The sequence below is a fragment of the Microscilla marina ATCC 23134 genome, assembly GCF_000169175.1.
Classification (GTDB): domain Bacteria; phylum Bacteroidota; class Bacteroidia; order Cytophagales; family Microscillaceae; genus Microscilla; species Microscilla marina.
This window is the reverse complement of sequence record NZ_AAWS01000036.1, coordinates 72,851-99,164: the sequence shown is the minus strand read 5'-3', so window position 1 is coordinate 99,164 and position 26,314 is coordinate 72,851. Positions and strand designations below refer to the sequence as shown.

24 protein-coding genes are annotated in these 26,314 nt (G+C 39.2%); 20 read left to right on the top strand and 4 right to left on the bottom strand.

Annotated features, from left to right (window positions below):
- A partial coding sequence (locus M23134_RS26115) for a hypothetical protein (protein ID WP_045114357.1) occupies positions 1–223 on the top strand: 223 nt, incomplete at its 5' end.
- A gap of 27 nt (positions 224–250) precedes the next feature.
- Complete coding sequence (locus M23134_RS26110) at positions 251–652, top strand: hypothetical protein (RefSeq protein ID WP_198145094.1); 402 nt, start codon at positions 251–253, stop codon at positions 650–652.
- A 3-nt stretch (positions 653–655) separates the two neighbouring features.
- On the opposite strand, the gene M23134_RS26105 is transcribed toward M23134_RS26110, so the two are convergent.
- On the bottom strand, positions 656–1,108 hold the full coding sequence (locus M23134_RS26105; protein WP_002701352.1) for a GNAT family N-acetyltransferase: 453 nt from the start codon (positions 1,106–1,108) through the stop codon (positions 656–658).
- Between the two features lie 228 nt (positions 1,109–1,336).
- Between M23134_RS26105 and M23134_RS26100 the strand changes: the two genes are divergently transcribed.
- The 5 genes from M23134_RS26100 to M23134_RS26080 all read left to right on the top strand — a co-directional run bounded on the left by M23134_RS26100 (position 1,337) and on the right by M23134_RS26080 (position 6,463).
- Entirely contained in the window at positions 1,337–1,744 is a 408-nt protein-coding gene (locus M23134_RS26100) for a hypothetical protein (RefSeq protein ID WP_045114355.1), read from the top strand.
- A 288-nt stretch (positions 1,745–2,032) separates the two neighbouring features.
- Positions 2,033–2,614 carry a peroxiredoxin gene (locus tag M23134_RS26095; protein WP_002701348.1) on the top strand — a complete coding sequence of 194 codons (582 nt, stop codon included), beginning with the start codon at positions 2,033–2,035 and terminating at the stop codon, positions 2,612–2,614.
- Positions 2,615–2,823: 209 nt separating this feature from the next.
- Positions 2,824–4,098 (top strand): 3-deoxy-D-manno-octulosonic acid transferase, encoded by a 1,275-nt coding sequence (locus M23134_RS26090; RefSeq protein ID WP_002701345.1) that lies wholly within the window; start codon positions 2,824–2,826, stop codon positions 4,096–4,098.
- Positions 4,099–4,166: 68 nt separating this feature from the next.
- Positions 4,167–5,093, top strand: a complete 927-nt coding sequence (gene rsgA / locus M23134_RS26085) for a ribosome small subunit-dependent GTPase A (protein ID WP_002701344.1) — start codon at positions 4,167–4,169, stop codon at positions 5,091–5,093.
- A 299-nt stretch (positions 5,094–5,392) separates the two neighbouring features.
- Complete coding sequence (locus M23134_RS26080; protein ID WP_002701343.1) at positions 5,393–6,463, top strand: glycosyltransferase family 4 protein; 1,071 nt, start codon at positions 5,393–5,395, stop codon at positions 6,461–6,463.
- Here M23134_RS26080 and M23134_RS26075 read toward each other — a convergent pair.
- From M23134_RS26075 to M23134_RS26065, 3 genes are all read right to left on the bottom strand, one after another.
- Positions 6,430–7,758 (bottom strand): hypothetical protein, encoded by a 1,329-nt coding sequence (locus M23134_RS26075; RefSeq protein ID WP_002701342.1) that lies wholly within the window; start codon positions 7,756–7,758, stop codon positions 6,430–6,432. The two genes, M23134_RS26080 and M23134_RS26075, sit on opposite strands and share 34 nt — an antisense overlap.
- 641 nt (positions 7,759–8,399) lie before the next feature.
- Positions 8,400–9,209 carry a glycosyltransferase family 25 protein gene (locus M23134_RS26070; protein ID WP_002701341.1) on the bottom strand — a complete coding sequence of 270 codons (810 nt, stop codon included), beginning with the start codon at positions 9,207–9,209 and terminating at the stop codon, positions 8,400–8,402.
- Entirely contained in the window at positions 9,209–10,012 is an 804-nt protein-coding gene (locus M23134_RS26065) for an FkbM family methyltransferase (protein ID WP_002701339.1), read from the bottom strand. The genes M23134_RS26070 and M23134_RS26065 overlap by 1 nt, the downstream gene beginning before the upstream one ends.
- Positions 10,013–11,086: 1,074 nt before the next feature.
- Here M23134_RS26065 and truA point away from each other — a divergent pair.
- From truA to M23134_RS26010, 13 genes are all read left to right on the top strand, one after another.
- Positions 11,087–11,833, top strand: a complete 747-nt coding sequence (gene truA, locus M23134_RS26060; protein WP_002701337.1) for a tRNA pseudouridine(38-40) synthase TruA — start codon at positions 11,087–11,089, stop codon at positions 11,831–11,833.
- Between the two features lie 111 nt (positions 11,834–11,944).
- Positions 11,945–13,714, top strand: coding sequence for an ABC transporter ATP-binding protein (locus M23134_RS26055; RefSeq protein WP_002701335.1), 1,770 nt, complete (start codon positions 11,945–11,947; stop codon positions 13,712–13,714).
- Between the two features lie 184 nt (positions 13,715–13,898).
- A complete protein-coding gene (locus M23134_RS26050) occupies positions 13,899–15,365 on the top strand; it encodes a leucine-rich repeat domain-containing protein (RefSeq protein ID WP_002701333.1) in 1,467 nt (488 codons plus the stop codon).
- Positions 15,366–15,652: 287 nt separating this feature from the next.
- On the top strand, positions 15,653–16,999 hold the full coding sequence (hemG, locus tag M23134_RS26045) for a protoporphyrinogen oxidase (RefSeq protein WP_002701331.1): 1,347 nt from the start codon (positions 15,653–15,655) through the stop codon (positions 16,997–16,999).
- A gap of 157 nt (positions 17,000–17,156) precedes the next feature.
- A complete protein-coding gene (locus M23134_RS42785) occupies positions 17,157–17,354 on the top strand; it encodes a WG repeat-containing protein (RefSeq protein ID WP_082226703.1) in 198 nt (65 codons plus the stop codon).
- A gap of 220 nt (positions 17,355–17,574) precedes the next feature.
- A complete protein-coding gene (locus M23134_RS26040; RefSeq protein WP_002701329.1) occupies positions 17,575–18,309 on the top strand; it encodes a polyprenol monophosphomannose synthase in 735 nt (244 codons plus the stop codon).
- Positions 18,310–18,926: 617 nt separating this feature from the next.
- On the top strand, positions 18,927–19,100 hold the full coding sequence (locus tag M23134_RS41400) for a hypothetical protein (RefSeq protein ID WP_157558654.1): 174 nt from the start codon (positions 18,927–18,929) through the stop codon (positions 19,098–19,100).
- Positions 19,101–19,272: 172 nt separating this feature from the next.
- Positions 19,273–19,917: an IS110 family transposase gene (locus tag M23134_RS26035; protein WP_002701323.1), complete on the top strand. Its 645-nt coding sequence runs from the start codon at positions 19,273–19,275 to the stop codon at positions 19,915–19,917.
- A gap of 470 nt (positions 19,918–20,387) precedes the next feature.
- Positions 20,388–21,623, top strand: coding sequence for an aspartyl protease family protein (locus M23134_RS26030; RefSeq protein ID WP_082226701.1), 1,236 nt, complete (start codon positions 20,388–20,390; stop codon positions 21,621–21,623).
- Between the two features lie 241 nt (positions 21,624–21,864).
- A complete protein-coding gene (locus tag M23134_RS26025; RefSeq protein ID WP_002701317.1) occupies positions 21,865–22,500 on the top strand; it encodes a hypothetical protein in 636 nt (211 codons plus the stop codon).
- A 474-nt stretch (positions 22,501–22,974) separates the two neighbouring features.
- A complete protein-coding gene (locus M23134_RS38920) occupies positions 22,975–23,565 on the top strand; it encodes a TetR/AcrR family transcriptional regulator (RefSeq protein WP_002701313.1) in 591 nt (196 codons plus the stop codon).
- A 287-nt stretch (positions 23,566–23,852) separates the two neighbouring features.
- Entirely contained in the window at positions 23,853–24,617 is a 765-nt protein-coding gene (locus M23134_RS26015) for an outer membrane lipoprotein-sorting protein (protein WP_002701310.1), read from the top strand.
- 186 nt (positions 24,618–24,803) lie between these two features.
- Positions 24,804–26,039 (top strand): ABC transporter permease, encoded by a 1,236-nt coding sequence (locus M23134_RS26010; protein ID WP_002701309.1) that lies wholly within the window; start codon positions 24,804–24,806, stop codon positions 26,037–26,039.
- The last annotated feature ends 275 nt before the right edge of the window (positions 26,040–26,314 follow it).

Genomic DNA, 26,314 nt, shown 5'->3' with positions numbered 1-26,314 from the left:
GGAAACACAAGTTAAGTTGCAAGAAATATTAAACATACCAATACTTGCGACCTACTATGAAAAGCAATTAAAAATGAAACAAAACACTGTACAAATTATTAACACAAATCAATACAAACTACCTGACTATACACCTTCTACTGAAAGTAAAAGTATATTGCTTTCACAAAAAACATTTCAGGTAACCCCAGAGGAATATAACTCTTATAAACAAGTAATATAAAATGGACAAGAGAATATAAGTTTTGCCTTGCTCGCGTTAAAAACAGAACAGTTTGCCACTTTTGAAAAAAATTTTGCTGAAGGTAGCAAGTCTAGTTTAATCACAAACCTTGAGTTTAAAGTAAATACAATACAAAAACAACTCAGTGTACTGGCAACTTTTATGTTTGAGCAAGAAAAAAAAACTTTTATCAAAATACAAGTAAGTTGCCATTTCGGGGTAGCTAACGAATCTTGGGATAACTTATGCAATGAAGCTAAAATAACCTTTTCAAAAGAGTTTCTAGCTCATTTAGCTATGCTAACAGTCGGCTCAACAAGAGGCGTTTTACACGCAAAAACTGAAAATACTAAGCTTAACCAATTTCTTTTACCTACCATTAATGTTACCTCTTTAGTGAAGAATGATATCGAGTTTTCACTCAAGTAGTTACTATCTTTCCCTCCTCATCAAAGGCAATACCCTGCCTGGTGGATAAGTGCCTGCTACTTGCCCAATAGTAACAAAGCCCATTTTGGCATAAAAAGGCTCCGCATAAGGGTCGGCTTCTACAATAATGTCTTTGGGCTGAACGGCTACCCGTGCCAAGGCTTCGGTAAGCAATGTTTTGCCGTATCCCTTGCCAATATATGCCGGATCAAGCCATAGGTGCAGCACCTCGTAGTTTTCTGGAGTTTCGCATAAAGCACAAAAGCCTATGATTTCGCTGTCCAATACTGCCTTGAAGATAATACTCTCCACCAAGTCATTGGGACTTATAGTTAAGGCTTCGTGCCATTGTGCTATCCAAGCATCGGGGTAGCCCCAGTGTTTTTTCGAGGCTATGCTTATTTTGTTAAGCTTGGGTATATCATCTATGTTGGCTTTGATGATTTGTACAGTCATTTGTCTTGTTTTTGGATAACCTACTATTCTGCGAAATTTTGTTAAAAAACGGTATATTTCTTGTCTTAGTGTAGTTCAGTAAAAACGAAAAAACATTTGCATAGCTGAATGTTATAGTAATCCTTTCCAGAACGCTCCTCAGAAGTTTATAAATTCCGATTTCATCTCAGACCAGGCTGTTTTTCTAACTTTAAGTAATATTTTTTGAAACAACATATTTAATAGACTATGGTTCTATATCAATCTGAGTATAAATCAATCGAATATAAGGCAGACGATACAATGATTATTATCCGTTGGCAACCTTCTACGGCTGGTCTCGATGAAGAAACGCTTAAGTCAGAAATTAAAAAATCTTTAGATTTTATTTTAGTACACAAACCACAAAGAATTTTAATTGACAGTTCTAACTTTAACTTTGTTATAGCTCCTGAGTTACAAGAATGGTTTGATAATGAGGTTTTTATCATTTACCCCAAAGCCAATGTCAAACGAAAAGCTTTTCTGGTAACCTCCGATATCTTTGCTCAGGTATCGCTCCAACAACATATAAATGATGCAAAACACCAAACTTTTGAGTCCGCTTTTTTTGATTCTGAAGAACAAGCAATGAGTTGGCTCAAACAGGAAGTGTAGTATATGTTTCGTGAATTACTGGAAAACAGGCTGTTTGATGCTTAATACATTTGTTTATCCTCCTTTCACTTAAGTCTAAGCATTTCCGCTGAGTTTATAGGGTTTAGTAAAAGACTTCAAAAGCATCAACAATACAACCTTATATCATTCAAAGCTGTCCGCCTGAATCGCCCAATTGTATTTTTATAACTAAAAACTATCTGCTCCGCTAACATTTCTCTGCTTTTATTGTTTACTTGAGAAGAATAAAAACAAAATTGAAACAGACTCTTAAACTGAAAAACAATTATGTCATTATTACTTCAAAAAGCCCCTAAATTTACTGCCCCTGCCTTGGTAAACGGTGAAATTGTTCAAAATTTTTCACTGGAGCAATACCTTGGCAAACAATACGTTGTGTTGTTTTTTTATCCTAAAGATTTTTCGGGAGTATGCCCTACCGAAATGTGGGCTTTGGAAGAAAGCCTGTCTGCTTTTGCCGAAAAAGAGGCCGCAGTAGTGGCTTGCTCTACCGACACCGAAGAAGTGCACCAGGCTTGGGTAAATACGCCTCGTGACAAAAACGGAATTGAAGGGGTTACCTTCCCGATAATAGCCGATACCGCCAAAACCATTGCCTCTAACTTTGGGGTGTTGGCTGGCTATGGCGATCTCGACGACGAAGGCAACGCTACTTTTGTGGGCGCACCCATTGCTTTGCGTGGTACTTACATCATCAACAAAGAGGGTACGGTCATGCACGAGTCACACAACTTTTTCACGATTGCCCGTAACATACCAAGCGTACTACGCGAGCTGGATGCTTTGCGCAACTTTGAGGTAAACGGCGAAATTTGCCTTGCCAACTGGAAAGCTGAAATGGCTGTTTAACCATTTGGTCAAGTATATCAAACATCGGATAGGTGGCGTTGCTTGCTTATTCGATGTTTTTATTTTATTCCTCCTCTTTCTTTTTCCTTACCTTTCTCTTTTTGAGCACCTCAAAACAGCTACCCAAATTTGAAACCCCAAACTTAAGTGACATATTTGCAAGTTGATACACAAATTCACCTCTTAGGTACGTTGGACTTTTCGAATTTATGTTATTTTTATACAATTTAGGGATACGTTTTTACTCGTTTGCCGTTTGGGTCGCTTCTTTTTTTAACCCCAAGGCAAAGCTTTGGCTTGAAGGCAGAAAAAACCTTTTTGCACGATTAAATACCGCTTTTCAGGGCAATACTGATCCGGTGATATGGTTTCACACCTCATCATTGGGCGAGTTTGAGCAAGGACGCCCCGTAATAGAACACATCAAGGCAAACCACCCTGAACTCAAGATTCTCATTACTTTTTTTTCACCTTCAGGCTATGAAATACGGCACGATTATGACCAAGCCGACTATGTGTTTTACCTGCCCCTGGACACCCGCCGCAACGCTCAGAAATTTTTGAGCATTGTACGCCCCCAAGCAGTCTTTTTTGTCAAATATGAGTTTTGGTATCACTTCTTAAACGAGACCCAAAAAACCAATGTACCCATGCTCTTGTTTTCGTCTATTTTCAGAGAGCAACAGTTTTTCTTTAAATCTTACGGGCGTTTTTTTCGCAAAGTACTTCGCAACTATACCCACATTTTTGTGCAAAACCAGGCATCAGTAGATTTGCTCCAAAGCATTCAAGTACAAAGTGTAAGCATTGCCGGCGATACTCGTTTTGACCGGGTAAAAGCCATTGCCGATCAACAAGAGCAATTCCCCGTTGTGGAAACTTTTGTGAATACGCAACTCACTTTGGTAGTAGGTAGCAGTTGGTGGCGCGATTTGGTGGTATTAATCCCCTTTCTAAACGATTTTGGGGCTCCACTCAAAACCATTATTGCTCCACACGAAATCAACGATCAGGAAATAGAACGTTTGCAGGATACGCTTAATAAAAAAAGTGTCAGGTATACCCACTTTCAGGATAAACCACTGGATGACGAAGCCGTACAACAAGCACTTCGTGAAAGCGATGTACTCATACTGGATACTATAGGCATGCTTGCCGGGCTGTATCAATATGCTGATTTTGCCTACATTGGAGGGGCTTTTGGCGAAGGATTGCACAATACTCTAGAGCCTGCGGTATTTGATACCCCAGTGCTTTTTGGCAAAGAATACGACAAATATCAGGAAGCAATTGATATGGTAAACTTGAGGGGGGCTTTTTCAATTAACAATACTGAGGAGCTTAGTCAAGTAATGAATGACTTGTATTTTGACGAAGAAAAACGAGCCAAAGCAGCCAAGGTGTGCACCGAGTATGTACTAGCAAACCTGGGTAGCTCCGATAAGATATATCAATATTTTGTAGAGAATATTTATAAGAAATAGCTTTTTAGCCAATAGTCAACGGTCAGCTGAATACCGTGGGCTATCGTCTAACTAAAAAACAAAAAAATATGCCGAATGGACTTGTCATGCGATCAACTGGATCGTGGTATGATGTACGCTCAGAATCAGGAGAGATTATCAAGTGCCGCCTCAGAGGTAAGTTTAAAATAAAAGGACTCAAGGTGAGCAACCCGCTGGCGGTGGGCGACTGGGTGGTGTATGAAATGGAAGATGCTGGCGAAGGTACAGGGGTGATTACCAAAATAGAGACCAGAGAAAACTACATTATTCGCCAATCGGTACACAAAACTGGGCACGGACACATTATAGCCGCCAACCTCGATCAGGCGATCTTGATTGCTACGTTGGCTTACCCTAAAACTTCGCTGGGTTTTATAGACCGTTTTTTGGTCAGTGCAGAATCATTCCGTATTCCTACCAAAATAATTTTCAATAAGGTAGATTTACTCGACGAAGCGATGTTAGAAGAATACGCCTATCTCAAGGCGGTATATGAGCCTTTGGGCTACGAGTGTTTTTTGACCTCGGCAACCGAGGGGCAGGGAATGGAAGAGTTTAAGAGCTTGTTGCACAACCAAAAATCGCTGCTTTCGGGGCATTCGGGTGTGGGCAAGTCTACCTTGGTCAATGCCATTGCGCCTGAGCTGGACATTAGGACTTCTGAGATTTCTGACTTTTCGCACAAAGGCGTACATACCACTACTTTTGCCGAAATGCACGAAATTTTTCCCGATAGTTTTATCATCGACACGCCAGGCATCCGCGAATTAGGTTTGCTCAATATTAAACCTCAGGAATTGGGGCATTACTTTCCCGAAATGAGGGCGTTGTTGAATGAATGTAAGTTTAATGATTGTATCCATGTAAACGAACCTCAGTGTGCAGTAATGGCAGCAGTAGAAGAGGGCTTGATTGCCCCCGATCGTTACGAAAGCTACTTGAGCATGCTTGCCAATAATGACAATAGGCGGTAGGGTTTTAATTACGAATTAGCCCAGGGAGCTCTGCTTTAGCTAATTACGAATGGTTCAATTACGAATGAGCGCGAAGCGACGCTGAAACTGCGGGTTACCAATTCCTCACTAATTCGCAAATATGATAATTTAAGGCTAAAGGCTCATCATAGTTCAAGAAAAAGCTAAAAGCTCCCTACAAACAGTTAAACAAAAGCTAAAGGCTAAAACTACACAGAGAACAAAAAGGCTAAGGGCTCCCTACAAACAGTCAAACAAAAGCTAAAGGCTAATGGCTCCAGAAAAAGAAAAAACTACCCATGAAAAAAATTCTCTTTATTTATCCCTATCCTGCTGGAGTAGCTCCCTCGCAACGCTTTAGGTTTGAACAATATATAGACGATTTACCAAAAGAAGAGTTTACCATTCGCAAGGCAGCTTTTATGGATGCCAAAACCTGGGCTATTTTGTACAAATCAGGCAACTATTTCCGCAAGGCTTGGGGCATTTTGTGGGGGTTTGTCAAACGTTGGGCATTGATGTTTACTTTGGGTAAGTACCACTTTGTATTTATTCACCGCGAAGCGGCTCCCATAGGCTACCCATTGTTTGAGTGGATCATAGCCAAGGTTTGGCGCAAGAAAATTATTTATGATTTTGACGATGCAATATGGTTGCCCAACACTTCGGTTCAAAATGCATTGGTAGCGAAAATCAAATTTCATCAAAAAACTGCCCTTATATGCCAATGGGCGCACAAGGTAAGCGTGGGCAACGAGTATCTGGGTAACTATGCCCGCCAGTTTAACCCCCATGTAGTATACAACCCTACTACTATCGACACGCAACACTTGCACAACCACACTAAAGATCAAACCCAAGAAACATTGGTAATAGGCTGGACAGGTAGTCACTCTACTTTGCCTTACCTGAAGGGGCTCGAACCCATTATTCGCGACTTAGAAACCCGCTACGAATTTGAGTTTTGGGTAATTGCCAACCAAGCACCTATGCTTAATCTAAAATCATTGGTATACGTACCCTGGAACAAGGCAACCGAAATAGATGATTTGCTTCATTTTAATATTGGGGTGATGCCACTCACCAACGACCAGTGGGCAAAGGGGAAGTGTGGTTTTAAGGCATTGCAATATATGGCGTTGGGTGTTCCCCCACTGGTAAGCCCTGTAGGAGTAAATACACGTATTGTACAAGATGGAGTTAATGGTTTTGTTTGCGATTCGCCCCAAGAATGGCAAGAAGCCTTGGAAAAACTATTGAAATCGAGCGAGCTACGGACTATGCTGGGGCAAGCTGCCCGCCATCATGTAGAGCAACACTATTCGGTCAAATCTAATCAAAATAACTTCCGGTTGTTCTTTAGCTTGTAGCGCAACACATACAACGAAGCAAGGTAAAAAGGCATAAAGGGGATTTTGTAGCGTACTACTGTACCAAAATTGTTGGACGAAATAGCCGAAGCAAAAGCAAGCACTACCGTAAAAACCAACGAAAATATCAATACTGGGTTTGCCACAAAAGCAGCAATAAGACGCCCTGGGTTCACCGAAAGTAATACCTTAAGGGTGAGCAACAAGAAAAAGAAAGACTCAAATGCTGACAATAACATAAAAGGGTTGCGGGCTTCCCACAAGTAAGGACGAAACAAAGCCAGCCAAACCGCTTGCGGAAACTTAGTCAACATACTGCCTATAGTACCATCTAGCTCACCCAGACTATAGCCTGAACCTCCTTGTTGTTCCGATACATACTCCAACCACTCTGAATTAATTTTAGTATTTTTTGCTACTTGGTCTATACTATATTGACTTTGCTCGCCAGTTATTTGGGTAACCGCCAAAAAACCCGCAGGAATGGCTATACTTAGTAATATGGGTAACATAATAATACGTAAAGGACGAGATTTGATGTGGTTACGGTATTGCAAAAACAACCACAGCAAAGCCGAAGGCAAAAATATGAGTAACACGTATTGTTTAATGGCATTGCTTACCCAAGCACCCAACAACAGTAATAAAATATTTTGGAGCATTTTTCGGCGCAAAATAATACCAAAATAAAAACCGTAAAACATCCAACCTAACGCCCCTATAGTAATGGTGTCTTTGAGCAAACCAGACCCCCAAAAAATAACCGAAGGTATAAAGAATATGGCTACAGTAAGTGGTCTGAGCAATTGAGGAAACAAATGGTACCACACCCGAAACATGCACCATATACCAGTAAAACTGACAATGGCAAAAAACACGGCGTTGATGGTGTAGGTATGAAAAGAGAAAATATCGCAAAAGGCAGATATGCGCAGTACCGCAAACGAGTGGGGATCTATGTAATAATAAATACGGTTGACATATTGAAATAACTCAGGAGAGTTGTCCCCCGCTTTGGTAAAAAACATGAGACGCAAGCCCATAGAGGGTGAGTCAATCAAGGTACGCCATATAATACCACCATCGCTAAAAAACAGGTTGGTATCGCCCCCGTAGTAGGTATTATAAATGATGCCCAAGGCAATAGCACCAAAAATTTTCAACCATATTCCCCACATAAAATACCCCCTGATGTTTCTATCTTTGATACTACTTTTGATGCCCAAAGTAATCAATAGAATAAAACTCAAGTAGATAGGTGTCAATAATAGGTCTTGAATACTTAAACTCCCCAATTGCCTTTTATTTTTGTTGATTTGTATATAAAACGTAATTTACTAATTTATTTTCAGGCAATCATCGCAGTTTTTTAACTTTGTCAATTGCCAGAACAGGAAGTAGGTCGTTTCTCTTTGCAAATGCTTCCCGGTTTTTCTACTTATCTATTTAAGGAATAGTACCAAAATAAATTTACATTTTTAACGTCATCTTTCGCTGACAGAATTCGTTAAAAAAAACTTGCCGTAGCGCTGCTATGCCGCTGTCCCGCAGGGCTGGCTCAACATCCACTGGATATTGCCCTGCCTCTCCTGCCAACAAAATATTTTGACGTTACTATAGAACTTTATTTTTACACCATCCCTAAGAGTTGGTGTACTAGTGCACTGGAAACTAAATTCCTACCACATTAGCTTCGCAGAGCTCGCCACAGCAGAGCTGCCCCGATGAAATGAATCGGGATTTAGAAATAGGCTCGGTTATTCGGAGTCTTTAGCTCGCTGACGCACTTCAAAAAGTTTGCGTAGCTCCGGTTCCGATATACATCGGAATTGTAAACTAACTCTGCGCACTTTTTGAAGTGCGTCAGCAAACAAAATACCCTCGAATAAATAGCGCATTTATTTAATCCCCAGTGCACTAGTGTAAAATAAAAAACTTATTGATTAAGCATTTTCTGGTAGATAGGTGAAGGTTCATCGGTGAGGGAAAAATGATTAAGCATTTTATCCAACTGCTTTTTCCTTTTATGTTTTAATAATTGATACAATACAGGTATTTTGTAGTCATTGATAAATGTAGATATTTTGTGCTTGATGCTACCAAATTCATGATAGTCTATGGAAGATTTAAAATTTTTTATTGAGATAAACGAAGGATATTGTACTCTCAACGACTCAAAGAAACCTTTTGCATAATAATGCTCCCAAGAATCTGCTGTTACTTCGATAGGTCTAATATTTTCTTTTAAATTTAAAGCAGCTGTTCTTCCAATAACATATGCAGCAGCAGTAATCGTTTGTTTTGGATCTATTGGATAATAAAGTCCACTATTAGACAGTTTTCTCTCACCAATTGTACTAAACTTAGCAGGAGCAAATGAAGCATAATAAAGCAGGATAATCTCACTTGGTTTTATTTCATTCTCTATCTCCAACAACAAATCAGTTATTGTTTCAGGCAATAAGACATCATCTTCAATAATAAATGCAGCTTTATCTCCTGTTGCCAAAAACTCCTCATAAGCATTTAAATGAGATAAGGCACAACCAATAGCTCCATTACTCAACCACCACCTATATTTATCTACTTGTTCCATGTTACAGTTCTCTTCGATCTCTTTTTCTGTAAGTAAAGAACCATCAACTGCATCAATAATTTTATAATCTAATTTTCTTCCCGCAACATGCTGTCGTATATAGGCATACCTATTTTTTGCTCTTTTTAAACTAACTACAAACGTTTTCATTATTGTATTGTATACAAATTTAGATTATCAGATATTTTGTCTTTTGAATACCCACAGGAACTTAGCAATTCGTCAATATCACTCTCACTTTGCTTCATGCCTTTCAATGCATCTGGATGTATTTCAATCAATATATACTGGAGAAGTTGCCTTTTCAGCATTTCTGAAGCTCCTTTTAACGCTTCATATTCAAATCCTTCTATATCTATTTTAATTAACTTGATGGTATCAGAAATCACAGGTAATAAACTATCCAATATCACAATCTTTGAATTCTGAGTTCCATAAATTTTTTTTCTCAGCCACCCAAAAGATATTTTAAAATTAAATTTTGGAGAAAAACTTGAAGCCCCGGAATTAACTGATGGATATAGTTGAAGTACCAGTTCTTGTTTTTCTGCACCTACCCCGTAGGGCAATAAATGTACATTAGTCAAATTATTTAATAACACATTTTTTGTGATTATACCCCATAACCTTGCTTGAGGTTCAATAGCGTATACTTTACCAGAACTGCCGCACTTTTCACCTCCCAAAATAGCAAAATACCCTTCGTTAGATCCTAGGTCAATAAAGGTATCTCCATCTTCTAGTATTTCTGCAATAACCTTACTCATTTCAGGTTCATACATTTGCTGTTTTTGAAGCCTTAGACCTAAATCAGAAATGGGGTCTATATAGTAAGACCTTTGATCAGCAAGTGTAAATGTTCTTCTTTTAATCCGAAAAAAATACTTCAACAATAAGGCGAGCTCTATTGGTCTTAATTTTCTACCAATAAACTCTAAGAACTTTATATTCATTTTCTTTTTTACTAAGTTAGAATATGTTTAAAAATAAGACTTCATTAATGTTCAAATCGATTCAGGAAAATTTGGTGATTTGCCTATAAAACCCAAACTTCGGCACTACCTGTGTTTTTTTCATAGTCTTTTAAATGCCTTCTGAATAAATTTAATCAAGCAAATGATCTTTCATTGACTCACCTCTACTTTACGGGAATAAACTCTTTAGCTGATGAAGGTTTAGATTGAATTAGTAAATGCTTTATTTTGAAAACATTAGTAAGTAAACAAAGACCTACTTGAGTCTAAAGTAAGTCAGCTCTGCTTGTTGTTCTTGGGTCAAAATTTAATTTTTAGATGTCATACTAAACTATATGAACATTAAAAATTAAAAAAGGCTTTTTTATAGGCATTAGGCTCATATTTGTTTGCATAAATGACTAAAGTCGAGCTTACTTATTTAACACAAAAAACTATTCATTATTTAAACAAGTTATTATGCTCAACTTACCAAGTTAAATAAATAATTATTTTTTATATCTCATAATAAAATAAATATGACCAATAGTCAATAGAGGGTAAGGGTACTAATGCTATTTATATAAAAAATCGAGAAAACGTAATTTACTAATTTATTTTCAGGCAATCATTGCAGTTTTTTTAACTTTGTCAATTATAAGTAGCTACAAGTATGTTTAAGTTGCTGGCAATAAGATAATTATACTATAAGAGCATCCTAAACGTTTCACAAAAAAAATTACTACTTTCGCCACAATAGATAAGAATACCCCAAAAGGTAATATTGATTGTGTTTATCCTAAAGTATAGTTTTGCCTGAATAAGTACTAAGACAGAGTTAAAATATAACTCACTGCTTGCTGCTACTTACTTAGTGATCTTTCATAAATAATTTGAGCCATTAAAGTGTATCTATTGCCCTCATTCTTCTCAAAAAAAAAGTTTCATATCTTTGGCTATGCACCGTTTTTTTTGAATCGTCTGAGAACAATATATTTTCTTGAATTGGCACATCTTATTTTTTCCAGATCACTTAAACTAAAAAATGGTTGACTTGCTAATTTTTAACATTCATTGAGATACTTTCTGGAACTTGCCTATAGTGGCACCCAATACCATGGTTGGCAAATTCAAAAAAACGCCCATTCGGTGCAAGCCGAAATTCAAAATGCTCTAAGTGTTTTGTTAAGGCAACCCACCGATATTTTAGGCAGTGGGCGCACCGATGCCGGAGTACATGCCATTCAGCAATATGCCCATTTCGACACCGAACAAACGCTTGATGGAGAGGTTTTCGCCAAGAAAATGAACGGTATACTACCTGAAGACATTTCTATCAAACGAGTGATCAATGTACACGAAGAAGCACACACCCGTTTTGACGCTACGCAAAGGCATTATATGTACCGCATCAATCAAGAAAAAACACCTTTTCTGAGAGGGGTAAGCTATTACAATTTCCACCGATTTGATATAGACTTGATGAACAAAGCTGCCCAAATCATGTTAAAGCATGAAGACTTTCAGTGCTTTAGCAAAGTGCACACAGATGTAAACCACTATCTTTGCAATATTCAGCAAGCTTATTGGCAAAAAGAAACTTCCTACAACGTAAATTTGTTAGTGTTTTATATTCAGGCAAACCGCTTTTTGCGAGGAATGGTGAGGGCAATTACAGGTACTATGCTCAATGTAGGTTCGGGCAAAATAACGCTTGAAGAGTTTGAACAAATTATATTAAACAAAGACCGCAAACAGGCAGGTTGGTCGGTACCGGCTCAAGGGCTGTTTTTGGCAAAAGTAGAGTACCCTTATATTTAAATTAATTGCTCCCGGTTTTTGGCAATTCATAAAAACAATTGGAGAATACAAACTCGCGAAAAACGGAATTTCGGGCATAGCTCTCAACAATTTAACCATTGAATAAATAAAATGGCAGACAAAGAAAAAGCAGAGTCAAAAAAAATATTGGATTGGAAAACATTCAGACGACTTTTTGATTTTATTGGGGCTTATAAAAAATATTTTTACTTATTAATCTTCCTTACTGTACTCACGGCAGTATTTGGTCCATCCCGACCATTGCTCATTCAGTTTGCGGTAGACAACTACATAGTAACAGGTGACTACCCCGGCTTGGTGAACATTTCTATACTCATGGTAGTCATTCTTACTTTTGAGGCATTTTTAATGTACGCCCACACTTACCTGTCTAACTGGCTTGGACAAACCGTCATCAAAGACATCAGGGTGCAACTTTACCAACATATTTTACGCTTGCGCTTAAAGTTTTATGACAATACCCCCATTGGGCGTTTGGTTACCCGCAACGTATCAGATATTGAAACACTTTCTAATGTATTCTCGCAGGGCATTGCCTCACTACTTGCCGATGTACTACTCATTTTTGCTATTTTAGGTGTAATGTTTTACACCCACTGGCAACTTACTTTGGTAAGTTTGTCTTTGTTACCTTTATTACTATTGAGTACCTATATTTTCAAAGAAAAAATTAAAGTGGCCTTTGACCAGGTACGCGCGGCAGTGTCTAACCTCAACTCGTTTGTACAAGAGCATATCACGGGTATGAGTGTGGTACAAATATTTGGCAGTGAAGCCAATGAAAGTAAAAAGTTTAAAGAAATTAACCGCGAACACCGCAAAGCCCACCTCAAGTCGGTGTTGTACTATAGTATTTACTTTCCAGTGGCAGAAATCATCTCGGCAGGAGGCACTGGGTTGTTGGTTTGGTATGGAGCGCGTGGGGTACTGCACGAAGAGGTTTCGTTGGGAGTTTTGATTGCCTTTATCATGTACATCAACTTGTTTTTCCGACCTATACGTATGCTTGCCGACCGTTTCAATACTTTGCAAATGGGCATTGTAAGTATGCACCGTATTTTGACCTTGCTCGATGACAAAGACCACATTCCTAATGAAGGCGATTATGCCCCTGAGCATATCAAAGGAGATATTAGCTTCGACAAGGTGTGGTTTGCTTACAAAGACGAAGACTATGTATTGAAAAACATTTCGTTTGAGGTAAAAGAAGGGGAAACCGTGGCTTTGGTGGGTGCTACAGGTGCGGGTAAATCTTCTATTATCAACTTGTTGAGTCGTTTTTACGAAATCAACAAGGGCACTATTTTGCTTGATGGTCACGATGTAAACGACTATGACCTGGCACATTTGCGCACCAAAATTGGCGTAGTGTTGCAAGACGTATTCTTGTTTTCTAACTCTATCAAAGAAAATATTGTGCTGGGCAACACCCATATTACCCGCGACCAACTCCTGACTTCTGCTGAGTTAGTGGGCGCACGCAGGTTTATTGAGAAGCTTCCCGAAGGGTTTGAATATAATGTAATGGAGCGAGGCTCTACGCTTTCGGTAGGACAACGTCAACTTATTTCTTTTGTAAGGGCTATGGTGTACGACCCTAAAATTATTGTATTAGACGAGGCTACATCGTCGGTTGACACTGAAACCGAAGAGTTGATTCAAAGTGCGATCGAAAAACTTATGAAGGGGCGTACCTCTATAGTAATTGCCCACCGATTGTCGACCATTCAAAAGGCCGATAAAATTATTGTGTTAGACAAAGGCGAAATAAAAGAACAAGGCACGCATACCGAACTACTGGCAAAAAATGGCTGGTACGCCCAATTGCACAAAATGCAATATAAAGAGGTGGCAGAATAGTATTTAAGTGGCTTTATGGTTTACCAGGTAATTCTAAAACAAGGTAGGCTCGCCGCCAGGAAAGAGTCGCTATCAGGCAAGGCTTATGACTAAATAAAGTAAAAAAAATTCTCCTTGGTGTTAACCTTTTATTATATTGGACAATAAACAATTGTACCTAAACCTATTAAATATTAACACCCAAATGAAGTTAATCAGAAAATTTACATTATCACTGGCATTCATTGCTGGAACTATACTATTTACCTCTTGTGGTGGTGGTAGCAAAGCTACTGACGAAAACACCGATAATACAGAAAATGCGGACGTAAAAGAAGAGGAGTGGAATATACCACTTATTTCAGATTCAGATTTGCGCAAAGCAAAAAAATATGAATCAATAGAAGAAGCTTTGGCAGAGCCTGACAAAGTATATTACTTGAGCTTGCGCGAAAAAAAGCTATCTGCATTGCCTGAAGAACTCTTTAAACTCAAGCACTTGCAAAGACTTGATTTGGCTTTTAACCGCGACATGACTAGCCTTGACCCTCGCATTGGCAAACTAAAAAACCTACAATACATTTCGCTGCATAGTTGCAAGCTTACCTCATTGCCTAAAGAGATAGGTTCATTGCCTAACCTTGAAACTTTGGTGGTAGAAAGCAATAAGTTGGGATCTATACCTGCCGAAATTGGTCAATTACCTAAGATCAAGGAGTTGAAACTGAGCTACAATGAGTTATCGGCAGTGCCAGAAGAAATTTATAACCTGGCCAGTTTAGAAAACTTGTACTTGCACCGCAACGATATTACCAACTTGTCGGACAAAGTGGGACAGTTGACTAACTTGAAAAATCTTACTTTGGCGAGCAATCAGATTTCGAGCGTGCCCGCAAGCATCAAAAACCTGAAAAACTTGCGCTACCTTACCCTAAGCGATAACAAACTGACTGCTTTGCCAGAAGAATTGGGTGAATTAAACAAGTTAAGCATGTTGTATTTGGGTAAAAATACCGGATTGCAAAAACTACCAGAAAGTACTCCCAAATTAGAGAAATTGTATGACCTGCAATTGAACGGATGTACTAATCTTGATCTTGAAGATACTTTCAACAAACTGGCAAACTTGCCTAAGCTGCAAAAAATATGGATGCAAAAGCTAGGCAAGCCACTAAAGCTGCCTAAAAATGTAAAGAACCTGGCAAGTGTAAAAGCATTGTTTTTAGATAACAACGAGTATGAGCAAGGCGAATTAAGCCGTACTTTTGATTTAATTTCGGCTATGCCCGCCCTAAGAACGTTGAACATCTCGAACAGCAAAATCACCAAAATACCAGGCAATGTATCGAAACTTAAAAACCTGGAGTATTTCTACATGTATGGCAACGACCTTACTGCTTTGCCCGCCGCTATTGGGCAATTGACCAAGTTGAAGTCTTTGTCGGTATCGTCTAACAAAAACTTCAAAACATTGCCTCCTACTATAGGTGCTTTACGCAACCTTGATCGTCTGGAGTTGAGCTACACCGCCATTACCAATTTGCCAGCTGCTATCAATGGTATGAAGCAATTGAAGTTTATCAAAATAAGAAAAACCAACATGAGCCAGGCGGCTGCCGATCAGTTGACAAAAGCATTGCCAGACACAAAAGTTGATTACGCAAAAAAATAGTTAAATTAATAAACAACTATTGTTGCTAATCGCACTCAAAGCCATTATTCTTGTAAGAATAGTGGCTTTTTTTCATTCAATATATTGAGCCAGCACCTAAAAAAACATCTCAAGACATGGCAAATGGCACTACCAAAAACTTGAGTTTTGGATATTTTACCTCCATTTTTGTAAAATGATCTGGTTCGAAGTTATAAATTCGTTCCAACATTGGCTTTAACACATAGCTATCTACAAATCAAATAGTTATATTCCTTCAATACTATTTCAACTTAACACATAACACTATGATAGGGATCATTGGCGCGGGCATATCGGGATTAAGTTTGGCATTTTATTTACAAAAGCTCGGCATACCTTATATTTTATTGGAAGCTTCGGAACAAGCAGGTGGCTATATACGAAGTATGCAGGAAAACTCTATAAACCGTAAGAGTTATGTACTAGAACTGGGTCCAAACTCTATTATGCTTGACAGCGAACTCAAGGAGTTTATCAATGAAATAGGCTTGCAAGACGAGCTATTGCCCAGTAATGATGTAAGCCAAAATCGTTATATTTTTAGGGCGGGCAAATACCGTAAACTCCCTTCAAAGCCTTTACAATTGCTATTCAATAGCTTTTTTAGTTTTTCGAGCAAAGTAGCTGTTTTCAAAGAACGCAACAAACCCAAGCAAACGATTGAAAACGAAACCCTGACTCATTTTTTTGAGCGACGTTTCTCCAGGGAAATTGTAGACTACGCTCTCAACCCTTTTGTGGCAGGTATTTATGCTGGTGATCCCGATCAACTGTTGGTAGCCAAGGCTTTTCCACAGTTATACAATTACGAGCAACAATATGGCTCAGTGCTCAAGGGCTTTATTAAAAATAAAGGCGCTGAACGACGCAAGCCCTATAGTTTTAAAAAAGGAATGCAAACATTGCCCGAGGGCATTGCTCAACAGCTTACCCACCTAAAACTAGGGAAAACCATCAACAATGTTCAAAAAAATAACAATGGCTTTGTGCTCTACACCAATGAAGGACAAACCTATGATGTAAAACAGTTGGTGATTGCTACTTCTGCTCCTGCCTCTCAGTCTTTTCTTAGCGACACTTACCCTGAGTTTAGCCAGGCATTGGGTAAAATATATTATCCTCCTCTCACTGCCGTACACTCGGCCTATAAGCGCCATGAGGTAAAGCACCTTTTGAATGGCTTTGGTGGGCTAAACCCCAAAATAGAAGGCTTGTATACCAGTGGTAGTATTTGGTCAAGCTCGGTGTTTCCGGGGCGTTGTCCCGATGAAGAAGTACTCTTTACAACTTTTGTGGGGGGGAGTCAATTGCCCCAAAATACTACCCAATCAGAACAAATCACCTTGGGTAAAGTGCATCAGGAGCTCTCAGAAAACTACCAGATTACCAATAGCCCTATTTACCGCAATATGCACAAATGGGACAAAGCGCTGCCTCAGTATGACGCCAATATACTAGAGGCGCATCGTATTGCCGAACAGATAGAAAACGAACAGCTGTTTGTATGTGCCAACTGGAAGGATGGTGTGTCGTTGCCTGATTGTATCAAAAAAGGGAAGAAACTTGCCGAACAGCTTGCTCAAGTATATGCACCTGGGGTTGCCAATGGATAGCTAGAGCTAACTACAATTGTAAGGGTGTTAGATTTTTTGATGAATAATGAATAATTGGTGTAAAGCAGTTGTGAATGAAAGCCTTCAACAATTTTAAGGCTTGGTATGGGTTTGTTTTTACTCGTTATAGATTGTAATGGCAAGCTGGTGATTAAATATATCTATACATAATGTAAGAGAGTTTTCGGGAGGACTTGCTGCGGTAAAATACAGTAACAAGTGGGGGTTTATTGATAAAACTGGCAAGCTGGTAATTGCTCATGAGTTTGATTCCGCAAAGAGTTTCTCAGAGGGGCTTACTGTGGTAGAAAAAGACAATAAGTTTGGGGTGATCATAAATCCCTTGTTGAAATAGGGTAAAGCCCAATACCACTCGCCACACCCTAAAACTACCAATCGCTTTTTACAATACCAATATTTCACTACTTTTGATCCCTGTTGCCCAACACAAGAGTATTGGTGCCAAAATATAACGAAAGTTAAAAACTGTTAAACCTTTGATTGTCTGCTGATTAACCCCCAGTTTTGCTGTATAATCGTTGGTAAAGAAAGCGTGTGTGTAAAAGAAAAGTACGATGCAGAACCCCATAGTAGTGATACCCACTTATAATGAAATTGAAAATATAGAGGATATTATCAGAAAAGTTTTTTCATTGCCTACAGAGTTTGACCTCCTTGTGATAGACGACGGTTCGCCTGATGGAACTGCAGACATGGTAAAGAAACTACAAGCTGAATACCCTGACCGCCTTTTTATTCAAGAACGTAAGGGCAAACTAGGGCTAGGCACAGCTTATATACATGGGTTTAAATGGGCGTTGGCACGCAATTATGAATATATTTGCGAAATGGATGCCGACTTTTCGCACAATCCTAAGGACTTGATTCACCTCTACAAGGCATGCAGCGAAGAAGGCAACGATCTGGCTATAGGTTCGCGTTATATTCAGGGAGTAAACGTAGTAAACTGGCCTATGGGCAGAGTATTGATGTCTTATTTTGCCAGTTATTATGTCCGGTTTATCACTGGCTTGCCCATTCAAGATACTACAGCAGGGTTTAAATGTTACCGCCGCAAAGTACTACAGACCATTGGGCTCGACTCTATCCGTTTTGTAGGATACGCCTTCCAAATTGAGATGAAGTTTTTGACTTGGAAATTTGGTTTTAAAATAAAAGAAGTCCCCATTATTTTTACTGACCGTACCCGTGGACAATCTAAAATGTCGTCAGGTATTTTTAAAGAAGCTTTGCTGGGCGTACTTCAAATGAAAATCAAAAGCTTTTTTAAAAGTTATACCCCTTCTTAGCCAACCAGGGTAAGTCCTTGAATGCCAATGAATACCGATATTATGCCCTGTTTAACTCGTATCTTTAAAAAAAACAAAGGTCTTTGAAAAGTACAAAAAGGTAAGTGTTTTAACTAGTGCGTTAGGTACTAAGTTACTCACATATTAGCTTCGCAGAGCTCGCCACAGCAGAGCTGTAGGCTCGGTTATTTGGCGTCCCCGAATCAAGTTCGGCTCACAGCTCCGAGCTTGTTCTCGGAGGACTGTGAGCTTTTGCCCCTGACTTCCTCGTAAAAAGTTAGATAGTTAAGGTTCCGATATGCATCGGAATTCAAAAAGCGAACTATCCGCCATTTTCACGACTCGTCAGAAAACAAAACCGAGCTTTTCGCGAGCTCAACGTAGTTAATTCATCCAAATTAATAGACAACTTATTTAATATGCACTAGGATATTAGCAAAGAATATATGAGCAGGTTTAACAAGTTACATCTTTTGATAATTACCTAATGGAGGGATTGCCGACATTATTTGTAATTTTCCCAGAGTCTCCACAGTACCTAATATTATACTATAAATCTCGATTGACGAATAAAGGCGGCATGAAAATTTTCTAATATCCATAAATCACCTAAAATTATGGATACTTTTAAAGTCCTTGTTCAAAATGTAGGAATTGATATTGCTAAAAACAGTTTCGTAGTTTGCCTAAGTTTCTTTATTGATCGTGAGGCAGTTGTTCAACGGATTCGGGAATTCAAGAACACTTCAAATGGTTTTATAGCCTTTTTGAAATGGGTGAACGAGCATTGATACCCTGATGCAGCCTTGTTTTTCACAGTAGAGGCCACCGAGGTTTATCATGAAAAACTGACTATTTATCTTTATGAGCAAGTCAAAAACTTTCAGTGGTATTGGCAACTCAGGCAAAAAAATATAAAGAGAGCTTCTCTCAAACATCGAAAACAGACCACCAATTGAAATTATGGAACCTTCTTCTCCATATTATCAGGCGCTTAGGGAATTAACCAGAGAAAGGTCTACTCTCAAGAAAGAGAGAATCAAACTTAAGAATCAACTACACGCAAGTTTTACCCTAGAGTACAGAGTAGTCTTGGTTGAAGAACACTTATCTTTGGTTGAAACTCAGGTAAAACAAGTTGATAAAGCCATCAAAAAGCATTTGACCTGCCAAAAGGAGGAAAATAAAAAAATCAAGGAGAAAGTAGAAAAAGTGTTATCCACTCCAGGAGTACACTATACTGTAACAGCTACGATTTTGGCAGAAACAGATGATTTTGCTAAAATAGAAAATGCCCGACAGCTTATACCTTACGCTGCTTTGGGTATTAATCATAGACAATCTGGACAAATTGAAAGTCCAGGAAAAATAAAAAAAACAGGAAATAAGCACATAAAAAGTGTTCTGTTTTTTCCTGCCTATTCTGCCCGAAGAGCTTCTGAGGAGATCAGTGCTTTTTATGACAGGATTGTTAAGAAAAGAAATGGAACTGCTGGTGCCCTTGCAGTAGGACGAAAACTGTTAATATTGATTTATACTCTGTGGAAGAACAATACAGTTTATGACCCTAATTGCATTAAAAAAGGGGTAACAAGCTGCACCTCTTAAATTCTTAAAAAAGTTATATTAAAATACTTGACTTTGTACACAGTACCTCGTTGAGCTCATCACAGCAAACTGCCCCAATGAGTCGATATTTAGTTCACAGGTAACTAATCGTTTTATAAGTTATTTATTTTCAACTGCTTATAAATTTACTAGTGAGAGGTTCCAATCAACCTAAACAAATCTTGGCTGGTTTTCAAAAAACAGTCGGGATTAAATCCATCACCTCCTCCCCCACTTATCTACCTTTCTTATTTTCAGGGATTTACACTTCAAACACAACCAAAACCAAACATTGTACTTTATTTTAACAAAAACACCATATTTTTATCTTTTATTTTAAAACTTTTTGATAGGTTAACCCCGTCTAATATATAAATACCTACCCACACGCATTTCAATAAGAAAATAATCTGCACAATATTCAATAATGAATAATGAACGCTATATAACTATAGGTAAAGACATCGCTCATGATAACATCCAAAAACACGATCAATACGAGATCAGGCAATAAAATTGGCTTGATTGCCTGCTTTATGACTCTTTTGCTTTTGATGCAAGCTCAAACATACGCCAAAACACCCCAAAATGTAGCCGCTGTAAGGTTGCCCATGAAAATGGTGGGAGAACATATTTTTATCAAATTAAAGGTAGGCGACTCGCAACACCTCAATTTTATATTTGACACGGGTGCCGGAGGCACGGTGATCAACCTACGTACTGCCAAAAACTTAAAGTTGATGCCCAGTGGTTTTACACCAGTCAAAAGTGCCCACAGCCAAGACTTTACCCCTTATTTTGCCAATAATGAATTAAAACTAGCGCATTTGAGTGTACCCGATGTACGCTTGTTGGGTTCGTCACTCTCGCACCTTGAGGCACGCTCAGGCGCAGTCATTGATGGCATTGTTGGTTTTGCTATTCTCAAAAAATACATCGTACGCATCAATCACGATGCGCATCAACTAGAACTCTACAACAAAGCCCAGTATCAGTTTCCTAAAAATGCCAAGGCCTATGACGTAAGCTGGTGGTTTCCAGTGCCCAGCATCAAGGCAAGCATTACGCTCGACAACGGTGAAAAGGTGACTGGGTCGTTTTTGATAGATACCGGGGCAAGTACTTCGTTGATATTGACTACTCCTTTTGTAAACCGTCATCAATTGCTCAAAAAATTCAACAAAAAATTAAAGCATAGCTCCCAAGGCTTGACTAGTTCTAAGGTGACCGATTTCAAGGCGCGCCTGAAAGGAATGAAAGTAGGCGATTTTAATTTTAGCAATGTGCCCGTAAACCTCAGCCGCGCCAAGCGAGGCCTGCTTGCCTCCGACAAGATTGATGGCATTTTGGGCAATGCTATTCTTAAGCGTTTTAACCTGATTTTGGATTACTCGAACCAAAAATTGATTTTAGAGCCTAATCGTTACTTTAAACAAGCTTTTAAAGTAAACTCATCGGGTATAAGAATTAAGCTTACGCTCAAAAAAGAATTTAAAGTGATGGAGATTTACAAAAACTCTCCTGCCGATAAAGCGGGGCTACTCCCCGAAGACGAACTGTTGGCGATTAATGGCATGTCTACCAAAAAACTGACCATGACCCGCATTATTCAGTTATTCAGAGAACACGGCAATGTGGTATACCTCACGGTAAAAAGAGAGGGGAAAATCAAAAAATTTGCCATGAAACTGCAATCACTTATTTAGGTATAGTGACAAGCTATATGACAGGTGCAAGCAAATACAACTGCTTATATCACCTTGATTTTTATATAATAATTGATTCAAGGCACACGCTTATGGATACTTAACTCAAATTTAAAATAAAAATAGGTGGTCACCTTTACTACCCTTAGCGTAAGGCAATGCCTTGCGCTTTTTTTTTGCCAACGATCTTCCCTTTCTTTGCACAAGCATAAATAAATTTAATTGTAATTTTTGTAAAATAATGACCCACACCCCACAAGAACAAAAAGCCCAAAAACTATGGACGAAGTACGCCAATCAAGACGAAGATGAATTTTGGCAAGAATATGAAAGGTTACTCTACAAGGTCCAACATACCCCTGCGCCTACTCGCAAAAAAAGAAAAACAAAGCATTTAGCCTCTACTCAAGCAAAAAGGAAAATTTTCCACGCTGATTTTGGGCTATTTGTGGCACTATGCCTGGTAACTTTGTTAGCTGCTTTTTTGATATATATCATTGTTACAAGCACTACCAATGAAACTGAGATGGGCATTTTTATGGTGGCAACGTTGTATTTGGGCTTTGCCTATTTTGTGATGAATGCATTAGGTAGTGCTTACTCTTTTGAGGTGGCGTCTACCCATTTGCAGGTATACCAATTGGTATTTGTCAAAAAAGAGAAAATCCCTTGGCAAACAATAGACAGCGTAAAAATGAAAAAGACTACTACTACCGACGAACGAGGCCAGCAAACCAACCACTATCAACTACAGGTGTTTACCCTACAAAATGGGGTGCCTGCCTACGACTACGCCCTGTCACAAGCCAAACACTGGGAACTTATTGATTATCTGCGCCAACATGTAAAAACGGTAGAGGAAGTGGCTTATAAATAATCGCCTGCTGAGTCACAAGCTGCTATGCATAATCATTCAAACAAATTCAACCACACTCAACCCCTTGGCAACCTAAACAACGCCAACCCTAAAAACCACAAACAACTTATGTACGATCTTTTGGGTGTTGAATTGGAATTTTAAGCATCGCCTCGCGCCCATTCGTAATTAAACCAACCTTACCAAAAAAAGGCAGCCTGAACAATGCCAACCCTAAAAACCACGAACAACTTGTGTACAATCTTTCGGGCGTTGATGCGCTTTGGTCTCGCTTCACTAAGACCAAAGCAGGGAAAATAGTCTATAGACCGTAGTCGCTTCGCGTGAATTAGCTAAAGCAGAGCTCCCTGCGGTCGGTTCGTAATTAAATAACAGGAAACATCAGTTAATCAATTTAAGTTTTTGCCCTAAATATTGAACTTTTGAAATTTATTTGCGTTCTTTACATTGACTGAACGGTTAATCAAAAACATTATGCCAAGAACAGCGGAACAATTTGCCGAAATAAGGCAGGAGAGAAAAGAGGAGATTTTGCGGGCAGCCTTACGCTTGTTTGGAGAAAAAGGCTACGAAGCCACGAGTATTGACACCATAGCTAAAGAGGCCAATATCTCTAAGGGGTTGGTGTACAACTACTTCGAGAACAAACAAAAACTATTGGAAGAGGTACTGGATATGTTTTACCAAAAACTAGGGGGTACTTTTAGATCGCTGCACGATAGCACCGACCCTGCCGAGGTAATTATTAGAGAGATGTTGTACCTGACCCGCGACTCGCTCAAGGGAGAGCAGGAGTTTTGGCGATTGTATACACGCTTGTCGTTTCAGTATACCAATTACCTCAAAGAAAAATATGCTCCGGAAATGGCGCGTTGGTTTAATAAAATAACGGCGGTCATGGAAGAACTGAAGTACCCCAATCCACAGATAGAGGCCATCAAGCTAGGTTCTATCATCGATGGTATTTCTTTCAATTACTTGGTTGCTCCTGAGCTTTATCCTATTGATGAAGTGATAGAAAACATAGCCAATGAGTATGAAGCACAACGGCAAAACCCCAGATAGTGGTATATACCTAAAACGGTAAAAAAACTTACATTTTTAATTTTATTTACCGTTATTTTTTATACTTTTAACTTTGACTAACTAGTCAGTCAAAGTATGAGTTATACAGAATAAAACAAGGTAGAAACAAAAAATTAAATCTATTCACATGCCTGATTGAACAATCAAAATCCTGACTTTGGTCATTTTTTTTCCTGGAATTTTTATCCTACTTTATGAGCTAAGTTTTTTTAAATTATTTTTATTGACTAAACGTTTAACCATTAAAAACAAATTATCCATACAATATGAACATTGCACAATTAAATAAATTACGCTGGATACTGATAGGTTTATTGCTGGCAACCGCCAATTTTATACAAGCCCAAAACGCCACCGAAATTGTAAAAAAAGCTGATAGTCATATGCAAGGCAAAAGCTCACAGGGCATAATGATCATGACCATTGTACGCCCCAAATGGCGACGAACTGTAGAGATGAAGTCGTGGAGCAAAGGCAAAGGCTTTTCCTTGATTTTGATAAAAAAACCAGTCCGCGACAAGGGTAGTGGCTATCTGAAGCGGGGCAAAGAAATGTGGAACTGGTTGCCCAAAGTAGGTAGGGTAGTAAAAATGCCTCCTTCTATGATGAATCAGTCCTGGATGGGGTCTGACTTTACAAATGATGACCTGGTACGTCAATCATCAATAGTGGTAGACTACACCCACAAAATTTTAGGTTCGGAGACATTGGAAGGGCGTGACTGCTATAAAGTATTGCTTACCCCTAAACCCAACGCACCTGTAGTGTGGGGCAAGGTAGAAATGTGGATTTCTAAGAAGGATTACCTCCAACTACAGTCTAAAATGTACGACGAGGATGGTTACCTGGTAAACACTATGCGCGGTAGCAAAATAAAAAACCTGGGTGGAAGAGTATTGCCTAGCTATATGGAGATGATTCCGGCGGATAAGCCTAACCAAAAAACAGTGCTCGAATACAAACAAATGGTGTTTAACAAGCCTATCAGTGATGGATTCTTTTCAGTGCAAAATATGAAGCGGGTGAATTGATTAGTTGATAGCGCCCACAGGGGTAAGCTTCAAGCAACAAGTCGCAAGTCCTTAGATACCAATGAATATTGCTAAAAATCAATATATTACAAAATAGATAGCATGCCTGCAAACCAGCCTAAGGGCTAAAGGCTAATAGTTTTAGGCTGTAGAAGCTCTTGACTAAAAAACTAAATAAACAAAAATATGTATCTAAAACTTGCCTGGAGAAATATATGGCGCAATCGTCGCCGCACAATCATTACTATCTCTGCCATTTTCTTTGCGGTGTTTTTATCAGTGATGCAACGCTCTATGAAAGTGGGGTCTATTGAGCGGACCATCGATCAGATGGTAGGCGCTTTTTTGGGACATATCCAGGTTCACCAAAAGGGTTACTGGGACGAACAAAACCTGGACAATTCTTTTGCCAACTCCCCTACCCTGCTACAAACCATCAAACAAACACCAGGGGTCGCCCAAGTGATTCCCAGACTGGATAGCTATGCATTGGTGGCAGGGCTTGAGCGTAGTCGCGCCGGACTCATCATGGGTATTGACCCTATTGCTGAAAAACAACTATCAAACCCTGAAAAAAAGTTGGTTAAGGGCAAATATTTGGCGAAAGCCAACGAAGAAGCCCTGTTGATTGCGCAGGGGCTTGCCCAATATCTAAAGGTGCAAATGGGCGATTCGCTGGTATTGTTGGGGCAGGGGTTTCAGGGACAAAGTGCCACAGGTAAATACTTGGTAAAGGGTATTATAAAAATGCCAGACCCCAAGCTCAACAAGGCATTGGTATACCTGCCTATCAAAACAGCACAGTCGCTTTTTGCCACTGAGAGTCGCCTGACTACTTATTGTATTCGGCTCGACAATGCCAAGAATCTAACTAGGGTAAGGGCGAGTTTGCAGCAAAACCTGGCAGAAACGCCCCCCAAAGGAGTAGCTTATGAAGTAATAAGCTGGAAAACAATGGCGCCTGAACTGGTACAAATGATGGAGGCTGATAAACAAGCAGGTAAGATTATGCTAGGGGTGTTTTATATGATACTAGGCTTTGGCATTTTGGGTACGGTGCTTATGATGACCTCGGAGCGCCGCTATGAGTTTGGGGTATTGATTGGCATAGGTATGAAACGCTTTAAGCTGGGCATTTTAGTGTTTTTTGAGATGTTGATGCTGGCGGGTATTGGGGTAATACTGGGCATTGTGGTCAGCTTACCCATTGCCTGGTACCTTCACTTGAACCCTATCTGGCTTACAGGCGACATGGCCAAAGCAATGGAAGGCTATGGCATGGAACCCATTATACCTTTTTCGGTAGACCCGGCAATTTTTAGCACGCAGGCAATCATTGTTTTTGTGCTCACAATGATTATTTCTATTTACCCAATGGTGCATACCAAACGCCTGAATGTCATGGAAGCTTTGCATGGGTAATTAGAAGGTTCTAGGTACTATAGCTTTGAGCTTCAGGCGACAAGCTACAAGTACACCTTGCTATGCAGGCAACTGCGATTTTGTAGTACGTTGATTTTTAGCGATTTACCTTGACTATTGACTACGCTTTCCATAAATCACTGAAAATCAACGTAATATGAAAGTGTAGTTACTTGTGAACCGAATCTACAGCAGTTTGCTGTGATGAGCTCAACGCAGTTAAACAGGGTCTAGCTTGCGACTGTGGGTGCTACCAACTAACTATATACAACTAT

Excerpts from the sequence above, each read along its gene's own strand:
- M23134_RS26105 (WP_002701352.1), bottom strand. The coding sequence starts at position 1,108 with ATGACTGTACAAATCATCAAAGCCAACATAGATGATATACCCAAGCTT.
- M23134_RS26100 (WP_045114355.1), top strand. The coding sequence starts at position 1,337 with ATGGTTCTATATCAATCTGAGTATAAATCAATCGAATATAAGGCAGAC.
- M23134_RS26095 (WP_002701348.1), top strand. The coding sequence starts at position 2,033 with ATGTCATTATTACTTCAAAAAGCCCCTAAATTTACTGCCCCTGCCTTG.
- M23134_RS26090 (WP_002701345.1), top strand. The coding sequence starts at position 2,824 with ATGTTATTTTTATACAATTTAGGGATACGTTTTTACTCGTTTGCCGTT.
- rsgA (WP_002701344.1), top strand. The coding sequence starts at position 4,167 with ATGCCGAATGGACTTGTCATGCGATCAACTGGATCGTGGTATGATGTA.
- M23134_RS26080 (WP_002701343.1), top strand. The coding sequence starts at position 5,393 with ATGAAAAAAATTCTCTTTATTTATCCCTATCCTGCTGGAGTAGCTCCC.
- M23134_RS26070 (WP_002701341.1), bottom strand. The coding sequence starts at position 9,209 with ATGAAAACGTTTGTAGTTAGTTTAAAAAGAGCAAAAAATAGGTATGCC.
- M23134_RS26065 (WP_002701339.1), bottom strand. The coding sequence starts at position 10,012 with ATGAATATAAAGTTCTTAGAGTTTATTGGTAGAAAATTAAGACCAATA.
- M23134_RS26055 (WP_002701335.1), top strand. The coding sequence starts at position 11,945 with ATGGCAGACAAAGAAAAAGCAGAGTCAAAAAAAATATTGGATTGGAAA.
- M23134_RS26050 (WP_002701333.1), top strand. The coding sequence starts at position 13,899 with ATGAAGTTAATCAGAAAATTTACATTATCACTGGCATTCATTGCTGGA.
- hemG (WP_002701331.1), top strand. The coding sequence starts at position 15,653 with ATGATAGGGATCATTGGCGCGGGCATATCGGGATTAAGTTTGGCATTT.
- M23134_RS26040 (WP_002701329.1), top strand. The coding sequence starts at position 17,575 with ATGCAGAACCCCATAGTAGTGATACCCACTTATAATGAAATTGAAAAT.
- M23134_RS41400 (WP_157558654.1), top strand. The coding sequence starts at position 18,927 with ATGGATACTTTTAAAGTCCTTGTTCAAAATGTAGGAATTGATATTGCT.
- M23134_RS26035 (WP_002701323.1), top strand. The coding sequence starts at position 19,273 with ATGGAACCTTCTTCTCCATATTATCAGGCGCTTAGGGAATTAACCAGA.
- M23134_RS26030 (WP_082226701.1), top strand. The coding sequence starts at position 20,388 with ATGATAACATCCAAAAACACGATCAATACGAGATCAGGCAATAAAATT.
- M23134_RS26025 (WP_002701317.1), top strand. The coding sequence starts at position 21,865 with ATGACCCACACCCCACAAGAACAAAAAGCCCAAAAACTATGGACGAAG.
- M23134_RS38920 (WP_002701313.1), top strand. The coding sequence starts at position 22,975 with ATGCCAAGAACAGCGGAACAATTTGCCGAAATAAGGCAGGAGAGAAAA.
- M23134_RS26015 (WP_002701310.1), top strand. The coding sequence starts at position 23,853 with ATGAACATTGCACAATTAAATAAATTACGCTGGATACTGATAGGTTTA.
- M23134_RS26010 (WP_002701309.1), top strand. The coding sequence starts at position 24,804 with ATGTATCTAAAACTTGCCTGGAGAAATATATGGCGCAATCGTCGCCGC.